Consider the following 14065-nt stretch of genomic DNA (forward strand, 5'->3'; position numbering starts at 1 on the left):
TGCTGTCGCCCACGCACCCCAGCACACCGTGCTCGCGGTCCCGGCCGCAGCCGTTCCCCGGAACTCGGTACGCATGGCAACTCATGTGGCGACGACCCGACTCCGAACCGGGTCACTAGCGGCCGACCGGCGTCACCGGCTCCTTGCCGTCGAGGACGGCGAGGACGTTGTCGACGGCGAGGTCGCCCATGGCCTGGCGGGTGCGGACGGTGGCGCTGCCGAGGTGCGGGGCGAGGACCGCGCGGTCCTGGGCGAGCAGGGCGGAGGGGACGGCGGGCTCGTGCTCGAAGTTGTCGACGGCGGCGGCGAACAGCGCGCCGGACTCCAGGGCGGCGGCGAGCGCGTCCTCGTCGACGACGCCGGCGGTCATCGAGACCACCACCGCACCGCGCGGCAACAGGGCGAGCCGGCGGGCGTCCAGCAGGTGGCGGGTGGCGTCGCTGAGCGGGCAGGTGACGACGAGGACGGTGGAGGTGGAGAGCAGCTGCTCCAGCGGCAGCCACTCGGCGCCGTCGGCCTGCTCGGGCGGCAGCGGGTTGCGATTGTGGTAGCGGACCGGCATGTCGAAGCCGCGCGCGCGACGGGCCACCGCCCGGCCGATGCGGCCCATGCCGAGCACGCCGAGCGGAGTACCGGTCAGTTCGAGGCCGAGCAGGAAGTTCGGCGCCCAGGCCCAGGTCTCGCCGGAGCGCAGCAGGCGCTCGCCCTCGCCGAGGCGGCGGGTGGCGGCCAGGAGCAGGGCCCAGGCCATGTCGGCGGTGGCGGCGGTCAGCACGCCGGGGGTGTTGGTGACCGGGATGCCGCGCTCGGCGCAGGCGGCGAGGTCGACGTTGTGGTACCCGACCGCGTGGTTGGCCACCACCCTGAGACCGGGCCCGGCCGCGTCGAGGAGTTCGGCGTCCACCCGGTCGTCCAGCGTGGTGATCAGGGCCCGGCGGCCCCGGACGGCGGCGAGCAGGTCGGCGCGCGCCATCGGCAGGTCCGAATCGTGCACGGTGGCCGGGAGGTTCGCGGTGAGCCGTTCGACGACACCGGGTGCGAGGCGGCGGGTGACCAGGACCGGGGGCTGCTCGTTCATGAGGTTTGAGGGTACGCTCCGCCCCCTCGCCAGGGCAGGGCGAGGGGGCGGGTGCCATCTATGGCACCTGCTCTCGCCCGGCCTCGTCGACCCGGTCCCGTAGTGACCTCGTCAGCACCTCGCCGACCGCACCGAAGCACGCGGAGACGAGGACGAGGAGGCCGAAGAAGATCGTCACGTGGCCGAGTCCAGCTCGAACCAGACGAGCTTGCCCCTCTTCTGGGGGTCCGCGCCCCAGCGGTGGGTGAGCCCTTCGACGAGCTGGAGGCCCCGCCCGCACTCGGCGAGTTCGCGGGGTCCCCGCCGGTCGGGGAGGTCGTGGCTCTCATCACCGACCGAGACGCGGACGGTGTTGTCGACGATGACGACCAGGACGACGGGCGCAACCGTGAGGCCGTGCCGCCAGGCGTTGACGATCAGCTCGGCGAGCGCGAGCTCCGCGTCGAAGATGCGGTCGTCCTCCCACCCGGCGCGCGCCATCGCGTCGCGCAACGACTGCCGGGCGAGGGTGAGGGTGGGGGAGTTGAGGTTGGGGGTACACACGGGGAATCTCCCTGCGGTGTAGAGGGGGCACACCTTGGGGTCTGTCGCCGTGAACAAGCCCGTAGCGGGACTGGAGGCGCCGCATGCGAGTGCTCTTCGGTGCCCGGGCAGCCGGTACCAACTGCCGCAAGGATGAGCATTACTGACAAACCGTTCGGCGAGCGGTCGGTAGCAACTTTAGGGGAACGCTCCTCAATTGTGCAACACCCTCTGTGTCCACCCCCATACTGTCAGTAGGCTTCGACTCGTCCACACAGGGAGGCACGTACGTGGGGTTCAGGACCGACATCAGCGAACGGCAGCGTCGATTCGGCGATGAGCTGAGACGTCTGCGCAACTCCGCAGGCTTGTCCTCCGCCGAGATCGGCGACGTACTCGGAATGAAGAGCCCCGCTGTCAGCCACACCGAGGCTGGCCGACTCGGCCTCAATCTTGAGCGACTCGACCTCTGGCTCGACACCTGCGGCGCCCATGACCCCGAGTACCGGGCCGGCCTCATCGCCATGTGCAAGAGCAACGGCAAGGGCTGGTGGACCGAGTACCGACCTCACGTTCTGCCAGCGGCTCTCGATCTCGCCGAGTTCGAGGCTGCCGCTACCGGGTTCAGCAGCTACCAGACACATCTGATCCCGGGACTCCTGCAGACAAAGGCGTACAGCGAGGTCATCCACGAATACGCCGAAAGCAAGGTCGAGTTCCGACGCAGGCGTCAGCACGTCATCTCCGTGGAGGACGCCCCGAACTTCCACGCCGTGATCCACGAAGCGGCCCTGCACATGACGTACGGCGGTCCCGGCGTCATGCGAGACCAGCTGAACCATCTGATCGAGATGGCACGCCTGCCGCACGTGGCGATCCAGATCCTCCCATTTGACTGCGCGGTCTACGCATCGACCGACACGGCGTTCATGGTGATGCACGGCCCGCATTCCCGATTGGACACCGTTCTGCTGGAGAACCCGCACCGCTCGACGTTCCTGGGCGATCCTGAGGGGGTAGCCGCGTTCCGGCGGAAGTTCGACCGGATCAAGGGCTTGGCGCTCCCTCCTCTCGACGCCGCCTCGTCCGGTCCATCTCCCGCCTTTCGCGACTCGTGGGGCATGATCCAGCACGTCCGTTACAAACTCCTGGGGAGGTAGCCATGGAGCAACTCAGCTGGCAGAAGTCGACTTACAGCGGGGAGAACACCGACTGCGTCGAGATCGCATCCGGCGACGAACTCATTCACATCCGCGAGTCCGACGACCCCGCCGCCGTCCTCACCATCACCAGGGCCACGCTCGCCGCCTGGCTCCAGAGCGCCAAGGCCGGCGAGTTCGACCACCTCACCCACTGACCCCCAACTCCTCCGGGCTGCTCCCGCGACGCGCGGGAGCAGCCCGGAACACCAACGGCAGGTAGTGCCCGGTCAGACGGTCTCACCGCCGGTCGTCGAGGATGTCACGTCCGGCTCGGCGGCCAGGGCTTCGGCGAGTTGGGCCTGCTGGGCCCGGTCGATGATGACCTTGCCCAGGTTTCCGACGCCCAAGATGGTGCTCAGATCGTTTCCGCGCAGATCGAGGTCCTGGTACTTCCCTCGGCCGACCGCAGGGCGCAGGCCTCTACGACGGCCCGGCCGAGGTCGCAGCCGGTGAACGTCGCCTTGCTACCGGAAATCCTGGACGATGCCCCCCGCGTCGAGTCGAGCGTGCTGACGTTGGACAGGTAGAGGCCGGGTTCGCGGTGCGGGACCGGCCGGCGCTACTTGGCCTTGTTCCTGGTCGACCAACCCGGGGGCTCAGGCCGTGATCCTGAGCCAGGCGTCCACCGAGTGCCTCGCCCCGGTGGCGAAGCGGTGGCCGAGGGGGGTCAGCGCGCCGCTGGTGGCGAGTTGGTCCACCGCTTCGTCGGTGAGGGCGCGCCAGTGGGTGAAGCGGGGTTGCGCGGACGGGTCCGTGCGGGCGCGGGTGCCCCAGAAGGCGGTGACCGCGAGATGGGCGTAGACCGCCTGGAACAGGGAGCCGATCGGGCGCGGGGAGAGGTTGAAGGGCTCGAACAAGCGGGTGTCGGTGCGGTCGTACAGCTCCCAGCGGTCGAGCACCGCGCCGAGCTTCACGTGCTGGAACTCATGGGCCAGCAGCAGCGCCAGCGTCGGCGCCGTTCGGGGGCGGGCGATGCCGACCGCGCCGAAGGCCTGCCGGGCCGCCGAGCTGACGTCGTGCCTGTCCGGCCTCGGCCGCAGTGGGGTGACGGTGCCCAGGCCTGCCCAGAGGCCGGCCGCATACTCGGGCAGGTCGTGGTCGAGCAGGTCGGCAGCATCGATCAAGTCCCTCGCCCAGAAGGCGAATTCGGCGTCGTCCAATCGGTCCGCCACCGGCCAGCGGTGGGCGGCCCGCTGCGGGTCCACGTCCTCCAGCGCGAGCGTCCGGCCGCCGGTCAGCCCGATCCGGCGGACCGGCTGCCAGCGCGGATCACCCGGACCGGTGAGCGTGCCGTCGTCCGCGTGCGCCGTCCAGCCCGTCCGCCCGCCGATGACCCGCACCTCCCGGACACCCACGCCGAGCACCAGGCGGCCAAGGGTCGGAAGGTGGAGGGCACCGTCCTGGACCGGCACCGCCACCGCGTCCCCGCGACCCGCCAACACCGCTGCCGAGGCGGCCAGTTCGGCGAGCGTGCCGAGACCGGCACCCGGGTCGCCGGTCAGCCGTCGCGCGGCCCAGGCCCGGACGTACGGGTGCGCCAACACCGTGTCCACGGCGGCGGGTTCGGCGGCGTCGAGCTCGGCGAGCAGTTCCCAGGCCGCCGAGCGGGGCAGCCCGGAGGAGCCGTGCACGGCGGCCAGCATCGCCCGGGTGAGGGCGAGTTGGGAGCGGGCCAGCGCGCGGACGGTCTCCGGTCCGCCCAATCCGGCGGCCAGTTCGTCGAGTTGCTCATCGCTGAGCGCCGGCCCGGCGACGTCCACCGGTGGAGCGGGACGCCGCATGCCCCCGGCGCGGGCGGCCAGGCCGTCGATCAGCGCCCGCAGGTCCGCGCAGTACACCGAGGGGTGGTCGAAGGTGCCGCCCCGGTAGCGGTGCGCGTACAGCCCCCCGCCGCAGGATCGCACCACCGGGCAGGCCCGGCAGGTGGCGTTCAGCCCGGCCAGGCCCGACTGCCGGGCCGCCGTCCCCGGATGCCGGGCGACGTCGTCGAGGCTGTGCCGGAAGACGTCCATCCCGGTGGCGGGCGCGCCGTCGTACGCCGTCCGCAGGCTGTCCGCCTGCTCGTACGTGCCGTCGGTCTCCAGCACCACCAGGTCGACCGGCTCCAGCCCGAGCGCCTCGCTCAGGCCGGGCAGCCCCGACAGGGTGCGGTGCACCGAGTCGAAGGTCCGCACGGCGAACGGGCGGCCGTCCGCCTCCCACCGCGTGTGGACGGCCAGCAGCCAGTCGGCGTACGGCGTCGCGCCCGCGCCGGCGGGGCGCCACGGCGGCCGCTCCCAGGTGGCGTGCGGGAGCAGGAAGTCCACGGCGGGAGGCTCCAGTTCGGCCAGCGCCCGGTAGACGGCGAGCGGGTCGTTCGCCACGTCGACGGTGCAGAGCAGCCCCGCGTACAGGTGCCGGAACCGGGGCTCCCGCAGCAGCCCGACGGCACGCAGCACCTGCGGGTGGCTGGAGCGGCCGTCCGCGAACCGGCGGTGGCGGTCGTTGGCGGCCCGGTCACCGTCCAGCGAGAGGCCGACCCGGATGCCGAGTTCGTCGAACACCTCGCAGTACTCCCGGTCCAGCCGCACGCCGTTGGTGTGCACCCGCAGGTCCAGGTCGCAGACCTCGGGCAGCGCGGCCCGCAGCAGTTCCGCCGCCCGCCGGATCACCGCCGGCCCGGCGAGCAGCGGCTCACCCCCGTGCAGGACGACCCGCACGGCGGTGAGCCCGTGCGCGACGGCGTGCTCCTCGATCCGCTCGGCGGCCCTGGCCAGCACCGCGTCCCCGATCACGCGCGGCCGGGAACGCCAGCCGGTGTCGGCGTGCTCGTAGACGTAGCAGTGGTCACAGGCGAGGTCGCACCGGCTGTGGACCTTCAGGACGACCTGCGTGAGCGGCCGCGGAGGAGGCGTCATGTCGGCACATTTCCAGGGCCGGACGCCTGCTAATCATTTTTTCAAATAGCGGAGTCGAACGGAGAGACCGGCCGGACACCCGCACCGGCCAGGGCCAGTTCGAGCCGGCCGGCCAACTCACCGGCGTCGAGTCTGGCGAGGTCCGCGAGGGCGGGGCGGTCCTCGGTGCCGCAGGAACCGCCCCGTACGGGCACGGCACCCTGGTCCACGGTCTGTTCCATGGACGACTCCCCTTCGCCAGTGGACCGCTCAGCCGTCACGTCGGCGGCATCTCGATCAACGTGTCCAGCCACTCCCCCACCCGGATCGCCTCGGTGAGCGGGTGACCGTCGTCCAGCACCGCACGGGCCTGGGCCAGTGCCCGCGCCCCCAGCTGCGCCGCCCGCCCGGCTTCACCGACGGCGGTGAGCGCCAACGAGAGGTTCGCCAGGGCCGCGAGCGTGTCCGGGTGGTCGGAGCCGAGCCGGTCGTCCAGCAGGCCCGCCGCCTCCTCGGTCAGCGCGACCGCCTCGGCGTACGAACCCGCACGGGCCACGTCGTTCGCCCGGTTGAGCAGGGCGGAGGCGACCCACGGGTGGCGTTCGCCGAGCACTCCCCGCAGTCCGTCGAGGACCTCGCCGGAGATCGGCCGGGCCTCCTCGGTCCGGCCGGCGCGGCGGTACGCCACGGCGAGGTTGCCCGCCGAGATGAGTTCTGCCGGGTGTCCCGCGGCGAGGTGGTCGCGGTGGTACCGGTACGACTCCTCGGCGAGTTCCACCGACTGTTCGCCGTCGCCGAGCACCCCGAGCACCGCCGCCAACGTCCCGGCGGCGACCGCGCTGGCGGGATGGTCCGGCCCGTAGCGCCCGCACAACCGCTGGTGGACGTCCTCGGCCTCGACCAGGGCCTCCGGGAGCCGGCCCAGCCGGCGCAGGGTGGCACTGCGGTAGCGCCTGGCGCGCAGGGTGTCGTCGTGGTCCTCCCCCAGCACGTCCCGGCTCCGGCGAACGGCCTTGTCCAGCCGGGGCAGCGCCTCGTTCAGACGCCCCACCTCGGACAGCGCGTGGCCGTAGGTGACCGACCCGCTGAGCGTGTACGGGCTGCGCTTTCCGAACACCTCCAACTTCCGCGGATAGAGCCGCACGTGCATGGCCACCGCCTCGATGAAGTCCCCGGCCAGGGCGATCGAGAGGGCCAGGTTGTTCTCGGCCATCAGCGCGCGCCGGTCGTCCTGGCCCAGCACCCGGCGCACGACCGCCAGCGTCTCCTCGTCCAGCTCCCGCGCCGCCGCGTAGCGGCCGAGGTGCCGGAGGTCCGCGCCGAGGCTGGTGGCGGCCGGGAACACGTCCCGGTGGTCGCGGCCCCGCAGCGACGTCAGTCGCTCGAAGGCGTCCCGGTCGTTCTCGTACGCCTCCCGGGCGAGTCCCAGGGTCCGCTGGATGTTGCCGAGCTGGACCCGCAGCAGCTGCACCCTGACGTCGTTCTCGGTGTCCAGCGGGCCGACCTGGCGCCAGCGGGCGAGGACCCGTTCGGCGAGCTCGCGGCCCGCGTCGTGCAGGCTGCGCTGCCACAGGTAGCGGACCGAGTTGACGATCCACTGCCGAACCGCCGGGTCGGTGGACTCCTCCGCGCCGGACGGGCGCAGGTGGGGCAGCAGTTCGGCGTACCGGGGCCAGTTGTGCGGGGCGTCCGGGTCGCCGGGGTCGGCGAGGGCGAGGGCCCGGTGGGCCACGCCGCGGACCCGGTCCCAGTCGGCCGCGGCGACCTGTTCGCGCAGCAGCGCCTGGACGATCCGGTGCACCACCAGCGTCCCGGCGGCCTGGTCGTAGCGGGCCAGGTTGAACTGGTTGACGGTGCGCAGGATGTCGCCGACGGCGAGCCGGTGGTCGGAGGTGCCCGACGGCAGTCCGATCGCCTCGATCACCGGTGAGCTGTACAGCAGCCCGATCGGGATGGCGTCCGGGCCGAGGAAGCCGCAGATCTCCAGCAGCCGGGCGGCCGACGGGTTGATCCGGCGCAGGTCGGAGCCCGCGATCCGCCAGGTGGCGGCGGTGGCCGCGGCGTTGGGCCCCTCCTCGGCGGCCCGCCCGCTACCGGAGCCGGCGCCGGAACCGGAACCGGGGTCGGAGCCGGAGCCGGAGTCACGGCCGGGGAAGACCGAGCGGTCGAGGATGTCGGTGAGCGTCTCGTCGAGCAGGTCGGCGTACGTGGCCGCCGGCATCGGCGTCTCCTGGAGCCAGGCGGCGGCCTGGCCGACGGCGAGCGGCAGGTCGCCCAGCAGTTCGGCGATCCGTTCGGCATCGGCCCGTTCGACGCCGGTGTTGAAGTTCCGGACGAGCTCGACGCTCTCCGCGCGGTCGAACACCTCGACCTCGGTGCGCCCGGGCCGGCGGGCCCAGCGCCGGTCGCGCGAGGTGACCAGGACGTGGCCGTCCGGTCCGGCGGCGGGCAGCCAGGGGTCCAGCAGCTCCGGGTCCTCGGCGTTGTCGAAGAGCAGCAGCCAGCGGCGGTACGGCCGGCCGCTGCCGAGCGCCTCCAGCACCGCGCGCGCGGTACGGGTGACGTCGCCGTCGGTCTCCAGGCCGAGACCGGGGGCGAGTTCGGCGAGCCTCTGCGGGATCACCGCGGGCTGCTGGGCGGGCACCCACCAGAGCACGTCGTAGGCGGACGCGAAGCGGTGCGCGTACTCGATCGCGGCCTGCGACTTGCCGACCCCGCCGATGCCGTAGAGCACCTGGACCGGCGCCCCGTCGGCGCCGGCGGTGAAGCCGTCGCGGACGGCCTCCAGCAGCCGCATCCGGCCGATGAAGGTGGACAGCCGCGGCGGCAGCTTCCGGATGGCGGGGCGGCTGTCGGGAAAGCGCGGCAGGCGGGCGACGCTGAACTCGCCGGAGTCCATCCAGCGCCCGGCACCGGGCGGCGGGCCGATCAGTTCGAACAGCTGCGCCTCGGCCTGTTCGGCGGAGCCGGTCGCCAGCTCCAGGGCCCGGTGGCCGGCGAACCGGGGCGGCTCCGCCTGCTCCGGCGCGCCGATCCGCACCGCGAGCAGGCCGCCGGAGTCGCTCACCGGGTCCTGGGTGGCCAGCCGGCGCCAGATCTCCCGGGCCCGCGGCAGGGCGGCGTAGTCGCCGGTGAGCAGGGCGAGCAGCCGACCATCGCCGTCCAGCGGCCCGGCGGCCTCGGGCAGCGCGGCGGCCTGCGGCGGGCCGGGGTCGAGCGGCACGGCGGCGCTGTGCAGGGTGGCGAGGTAGCCGAAGCCGCGCAGGGTCCCGGCGATCCACTCGGCCCAGACCCGGTCCCCGGGGGCGTAGCTGACGTACACCTGGCGGGAGCGGGTGCGGCCCTTGCGCAGGTAGGCCGCGTACAGCCGGCGGCGGGCCGCGTCGGGGACGGGCCGCAGTTCGCGGACCCGGCCGTCGGTGAGCCAGGCGGCGAGCCGTTCGAAGGCGGCGAGCAGGGTGCGGCCCTGCTGCGGCCGGTCGACGATGGTGGCCGGCACCTCCTCGTAGGCGTAGAACGGCTTGTACGGCACCTCGACGTCGCTCCAGTACTCGGCGCGGTGCTCGGGGCCGAGCCAGCGGCCCAGGTACGGGGCGAAGGCGTCGTGGGCGAGGTCGCGGCCGGCCGCGAGCCCGGCGCGTTCGGCGTCCTCGACGCGCATCGGGACGGGCAGCACCCGGATCTCGCGCTCGTCGGCGTCGACGATGGCGCGGGCCGCGTCGACGCCGCCGCGGATGCTCTGGGCGCCGAGGGTGAAGCAGTCCACGACGGTGTCGGGCATCAGCACGGTGCAGATGCCGGAGGTGTCGCTGACGCCGGTGCGGCTGTCGATCAGCACGTAGTCGTACGAACCGGTCCACAACTCGCGCAGCGCGTACAGGAACTCCGCGCCGCGGATGTCGGCGCGGGTGTAGAAGCTGCGCCAGTTGAAGCTGGTGACGGCGGCCGAGTAGGCGGCGTTCTGCCGGCCGGCCGGCATCAGGTCGAGCCGGCCGCCGTCCGGCAGGTCCAGGGCCAGGCCGCACAGGTACTGCTCCAGCCGGCCGGGGGCGGCCAGCCAGTCCCGGGGGTCCGGGCCGGGGCCGGGGCGGTCGGGGCCGGGCAGCGCCTCGTCGACGTAGGCCCGGAGCATGTCGATCAGGCCGTCGGTGGCGTGGAGTTCGGGGTCGACCAGCAGCGGGTGGTAGTAGCGGTGCAGGCCCGGGGCCTCCAGGTCCCAGTCCACCACCAGGACGCGCAGACCCTGGCTGGCCAGGATCCAGCCCAGGTTGGCGAGCGCCATGGTGCGGCCGGTGCCGCCCTTGAACGAGTAGAAGGTGACGACGGTGCCGGTCTCGGGGGGTGCCAGCGCGGCGGACCCGTGGTCCGCGAGGGCGGCGTGCTCGGGGCTCATCGGTCCGCTTCTCCTTCACTGGGCGCCCGGGTGGCCGGGGGCACGGTCTCCTCTCGCAGGACCGCCCGTGCCCCCGGGGCGGCCCCGTTCCCCGGGGTGTTCCCCGGGCCCGGCAGTCGCGGGCCCGTCCGGACCGGGGGGTCCGGTGGCTCGGGCGGGCGCGGCGAGGCGGGCGGCGGCCAGGCCGGGATGGTGAGCCCGGGCATCGGCCGCGGGTCGGGGCCGAGCCCGAACTGGGCGCGGGCCGTCACCGGGTCGTCGTCGATCTGGTCCAGCAGTCGGTTCTGGGCCACGGTCACCGTCGACAGGAGCTCGCGCTCGAAGCGTTCCCGCCGGACGTGGATGCGAAAGAGCGGCTCGGGCCCGGACCGGTGCAACCAGGTGCGCGAGAACACCTCGCGCACCCCCTCCCAGAGCCGGGTGCGCGCCGGACCGGGCGGCGGGTCCTCGGAGCTGTCGGGCAGCAGGACGGCGGTGACGGGGTGGTTCTGCCGGTCGAAGTCGCGCAGCGCCTGCCGGTAGGGCTCCCGGCCGGCCGCCCACGGGTCCACCAGCAGCACGCTGACCTCGTTGTTCTCCCGGGCCCGGTCGAGCGCGTCGGCGAGGTCGGGGCCGACCGTCTCCAGGCTGGTGCTGTGCCCGGCCCGGGTGATCACCTGCTGGGCCTGGACCGCCAGCGAGGGCAGCCGCGGCGGGTGGTAGGGCGCCCAGTCCCGGGGGTGCGCCCCGTACCAGCCACCGTGGTACCGCTCGTCGAAGCCACCCGCGCCGTCCGTCCCCGCGGCCGGCGCGACCTCGGAGCGCTGCGGCGGGACGCGGTCGCCGCCCGCCGCGGCGGGCGCGGCGGTCCGGTCCCCGGCCCAGCGGGCGGCGACGAAGAGCCGGACCTGGCTGCTGCGTCCGGCGGTCATGCCGACCTCCGGCAGCGGGAAGCAGCCCTCCACGCGCCCGAGGTCGAGGTCCCGGTGCTCGGTGACCCGCCAGGCGGCGGCCTCCCGCACCCGCTCCGCGATCACCCGCACCACCAGGCGGTACGCCGCGCCGTGCGGGTCGGTGCGCAGCAGGTGGCGCAGCCCGCCGGCGGCGTACTCCGCGCCGAAGTCGTCCTGCACGTACTGGATCCGCCGCACCTCGGCGGGCAGTTCCTCGGGCGGCGGCTCCCACAGCACGGGGATCAGGGCCGGGACGCTCTCGCCGGTCTGTTCCTGGTGGCGGCGCGTCCGGTGGTCGAAGGCGGTCCACTCCTTGCCGCAGTAGTCGCTGGCGAAGTAGGCGGGCGAGTAGAGCGCGACCATGGTGCGGCTGGCGCCGACCATCCGGGAGAGCTGCCGCTCCCAGTCGTCGCCGACCCTCAGCTGCTCGGTGTCGCGATAGGCCAGCTCGCCCGGTCCGGCCTCGGGCTCGATCCGCGCCAGTTCGTCCCGGAGGTCGGTGAAGAACTGGTCGACGAAGGCGCCTCCGACCTGATGGTCCCGCCGCGCGTAGCTGAAGAAGAAGTACGGCCGCACCGACAACCCCCCACCGACCGGTGAACGTCCCCACCATACTGGTGGGGTGACGGCCGGTCAGCCGGTGGGCGAAGGAAGTTGTCGCGGTGTCGTCACAACTCCGGCCCGTGGCCTCGACGCCCCTGGTCAGGGGCGTGCGGCCGGGGAGCGCCCGGCCGCCTCCGGGCGCCCTGACGGGCAGCGCCGCGCCCGTCCCGGGGGCAGCGGCGCACCCGGCTCGAGGGCAGAGCCGTCCCCGCCTCAGGGGCAGAGCCGCTCCACCCGCCAGCCCGTCGGGGCGGACGGCTCGGCGACGTACCGCAGCCGGTCGTGCAGCCGGTTCTCCCGCCCCTGCCAGAACTCCACGCTCGCCGGCACCACCCGGTACCCGCCCCAGAACGGCGGCACCGGCACCCCCTCGCCCTCCGGGTAGCGCCGCTCCAGCTCCGCGTAGCGCTGCTCCAGCACCTCCCGCGAGGCGACCGGGCTGGACTGCTCGCTGGCCCAGGCGCCGAGCTGGGAGCCGTGCGGGCGGGTGCGGAAGTAGGCGGCGGTCTCGTCCCGGCCGACCTTCTCCACCCGGCCCTGGACGATCACCTGACGGGCCAGCGCGACCCACGGGAAGAGCAGCGCCGCGTGCGGGTTGGCGGCCAGCTCGGTGCCCTTGCGGGAGCCGTAGTTGGTGAAGAAGACAAAGCCTCGGGCGTCGAACGCCTTGAGCAGCACGGTGCGCGCGCTGGGCCGCCCGGCGGCGTCGGCGGTGGAGAGCACCATCGCGTTGGGCTCCACCACCCCCGCGTCGTCCGCGTCGTGGAACCACCGGCCGAACTGGCCGATCGGCTCGGCGGCGAGCTGCTCCTCGACCAGGCCCTCGTGCGCGTAGTGCTTGCGCATCACGGTGAGGTCCGGTCCGGGGCGGGCCTCGTCGGCCAGGATCCGGGTGGCGGGGGTCAGGGGCGTCGACTGGGCGCGGTCCGGGGTCTGCACGTCAACATCATCCCGTACGACAAGCAACCGGCACCGCTACCTCCGGACAAACCCCGGCTGGAGATAAGGTGACTCGCCACCGACCGGCTGCCCGCCGTACGGTGATTCGTCCGCAATCGCGCCCTTGGTTCCGCGGATCCGCCGGGTACGACCGGCCATCGGGCGAAAAGTCAAGCGGGCCCGGGGGAAACATCACCACCGTGGTGTATGGCGCAATGCACCCCGTGCCTGTCACCCTGGCACCGAGTGCCAACCACCATTCGGTCAGAGGCGTGCCTCCCCACCACGGCGGCCCGCCGATCGCAGAACTGAAGGAGCCGTGCATGTCCGACTTCGTACCCGGGCTCGAAGGTGTCGTCGCGTTCGAGAGCGAGATCGCCGAACCCGACCGTGAAGGCGGCGCTCTGCGGTACCGGGGCGTCGACATCGACGACCTGGTCGGCAATGTCTCCTTCGGCCACGTCTGGGGCCTGCTGGTGGACGGCAAGTTCAACCCCGGCCTGCCGGCGGCCGAGCCGTTCCCGATCCCGGTCCACTCCGGCGACATCCGGGTCGACGTGCAGTCCGCGCTCGCCATGCTCGCCCCGGTCTGGGGCCTCAAGCCGCTGCTGGACATCGACGCCGAGCAGGCCCGCGACGACCTCGCCCGGGCCGCCGTCATGGCGCTCTCGTACGTCGCCCAGTCGGCCCGCGGCCAGGGCCTGCCGATGGTCCCGCAGAGCGAGATCGACAAGGCCGAGACCGTCGTCGAGCGGTTCATGATCCGCTGGCGCGGCGAGCCCGACCCCAAGCACGTCAAGGCCATCGACGCCTACTGGACCTCCGCCGCCGAGCACGGCATGAACGCCTCGACGTTCACCGCCCGGGTCATCGCCTCCACCGGCGCCGACGTCGCGGCCGCCCTCTCCGGTGCGGTCGGCGCGATGTCCGGCCCGCTGCACGGCGGCGCGCCGTCCCGGGTGCTCGGCATGATCGAGGAGATCGAGCGCACCGGCGACGCCACCACCTGGGTGAAGAACGCGCTGGACAAGGGCGAGCGCCTGATGGGCTTCGGCCACCGCGTCTACCGCGCCGAGGACCCGCGCGCCCGCGTGCTGCGCCGCACCGCCAAGGAGCTCGGCGCGCCGCGCTTCGAGGTCGCCGAGGCGCTGGAGAAGGCCGCGCTGGAGGAGCTGCACAACCGCCGCCCCGACCGCGTGCTCGCCACCAACGTCGAGTTCTGGGCCGCCATCATGCTGGACTTCGCCGAGGTCCCGGCGCACATGTTCACCTCGATGTTCACCTGTGCCCGGACGGCCGGCTGGTCGGCGCACATCCTGGAGCAGAAGCGCACGGGCCGGCTCGTGCGCCCCGCCGCGCGCTACATCGGCCCCGGCCCGCGCAGCCCGCACGACATCGAGGGCTACGACGCCATCGCCCGCTGACCCGCAGGTCGGCCGCGGATTCACCCCGCAGCGGGTCCGGCATTCGAACCGGACCCGCTGTTTCCGCAGCTCGCAGGCCGGTCGAGGCCATCTCAG

General features: G+C 73.4%; 10 protein-coding genes. 3 read left to right on the forward strand and 7 right to left on the reverse strand.

What is annotated here, in order from left to right:
• Positions 1-115 precede the first annotated feature (115 nt).
• Positions 116-1078: a D-glycerate dehydrogenase gene (locus ACFVUH_RS29145; protein WP_355375717.1), complete on the reverse strand. Its 963-nt coding sequence runs from the start codon at positions 1076-1078 to the stop codon at positions 116-118.
• 174 nt (positions 1079-1252) lie between these two features.
• A complete protein-coding gene (locus ACFVUH_RS29150) occupies positions 1253-1621 on the reverse strand; it encodes an ATP-binding protein (RefSeq protein ID WP_387916284.1) in 369 nt (122 codons plus the stop codon).
• Positions 1622-1890: 269 nt separating this feature from the next.
• Between ACFVUH_RS29150 and ACFVUH_RS29155 the strand changes: the two genes are divergently transcribed.
• Both ACFVUH_RS29155 and ACFVUH_RS29160 read left to right on the forward strand, forming a co-directional pair.
• Complete coding sequence (locus ACFVUH_RS29155; protein WP_387916286.1) at positions 1891-2760, forward strand: helix-turn-helix domain-containing protein; 870 nt, start codon at positions 1891-1893, stop codon at positions 2758-2760.
• A 2-nt stretch (positions 2761-2762) separates the two neighbouring features.
• Positions 2763-2957 (forward strand): DUF397 domain-containing protein, encoded by a 195-nt coding sequence (locus tag ACFVUH_RS29160; RefSeq protein WP_387916288.1) that lies wholly within the window; start codon positions 2763-2765, stop codon positions 2955-2957.
• A gap of 441 nt (positions 2958-3398) precedes the next feature.
• Here ACFVUH_RS29160 and ACFVUH_RS29165 read toward each other — a convergent pair whose 3' ends face one another.
• From ACFVUH_RS29165 to pdxH, 5 genes are all read right to left on the reverse strand, one after another.
• A complete protein-coding gene (locus ACFVUH_RS29165; protein ID WP_387916290.1) occupies positions 3399-5699 on the reverse strand; it encodes an FxsB family cyclophane-forming radical SAM/SPASM peptide maturase in 2301 nt (766 codons plus the stop codon).
• 41 nt (positions 5700-5740) lie between these two features.
• Entirely contained in the window at positions 5741-5920 is a 180-nt protein-coding gene (locus ACFVUH_RS29170; protein WP_355375704.1) for a hypothetical protein, read from the reverse strand.
• Between the two features lie 35 nt (positions 5921-5955).
• Positions 5956-10071, reverse strand: a complete 4116-nt coding sequence (fxsT, locus tag ACFVUH_RS29175; RefSeq protein WP_387916292.1) for an FxSxx-COOH system tetratricopeptide repeat protein — start codon at positions 10069-10071, stop codon at positions 5956-5958.
• Entirely contained in the window at positions 10068-11579 is a 1512-nt protein-coding gene (locus ACFVUH_RS29180; RefSeq protein WP_355375699.1) for a TIR-like protein FxsC, read from the reverse strand. Before ACFVUH_RS29180 ends, fxsT begins: the two co-directional genes overlap by 4 nt.
• Positions 11580-11819: 240 nt before the next feature.
• Entirely contained in the window at positions 11820-12452 is a 633-nt protein-coding gene (gene pdxH / locus ACFVUH_RS29185; protein WP_355375740.1) for a pyridoxamine 5'-phosphate oxidase, read from the reverse strand.
• A gap of 416 nt (positions 12453-12868) precedes the next feature.
• Between pdxH and ACFVUH_RS29190 the strand changes: the two genes are divergently transcribed.
• On the forward strand, positions 12869-13969 hold the full coding sequence (locus ACFVUH_RS29190) for a citrate synthase 2 (RefSeq protein WP_355375697.1): 1101 nt from the start codon (positions 12869-12871) through the stop codon (positions 13967-13969).
• Positions 13970-14065: the final 96 nt, after the last annotated feature.

The sequence above is a fragment of the Kitasatospora sp. NPDC058032 genome, assembly GCF_042885845.1.
Classification (GTDB): domain Bacteria; phylum Actinomycetota; class Actinomycetes; order Streptomycetales; family Streptomycetaceae; genus Kitasatospora.

Excerpts from the sequence above, each read along its gene's own strand:
- ACFVUH_RS29160 (WP_387916288.1), top strand. The coding sequence starts at position 2,763 with ATGGAGCAACTCAGCTGGCAGAAGTCGACTTACAGCGGGGAGAACACC.
- ACFVUH_RS29145 (WP_355375717.1), bottom strand. The coding sequence starts at position 1,078 with ATGAACGAGCAGCCCCCGGTCCTGGTCACCCGCCGCCTCGCACCCGGT.
- fxsT (WP_387916292.1), bottom strand. The coding sequence starts at position 10,071 with ATGAGCCCCGAGCACGCCGCCCTCGCGGACCACGGGTCCGCCGCGCTG.
- ACFVUH_RS29190 (WP_355375697.1), top strand. The coding sequence starts at position 12,869 with ATGTCCGACTTCGTACCCGGGCTCGAAGGTGTCGTCGCGTTCGAGAGC.
- ACFVUH_RS29170 (WP_355375704.1), bottom strand. The coding sequence starts at position 5,920 with ATGGAACAGACCGTGGACCAGGGTGCCGTGCCCGTACGGGGCGGTTCC.
- ACFVUH_RS29165 (WP_387916290.1), bottom strand. The coding sequence starts at position 5,699 with ATGACGCCTCCTCCGCGGCCGCTCACGCAGGTCGTCCTGAAGGTCCAC.
- pdxH (WP_355375740.1), bottom strand. The coding sequence starts at position 12,452 with ATGCGCAAGCACTACGCGCACGAGGGCCTGGTCGAGGAGCAGCTCGCC.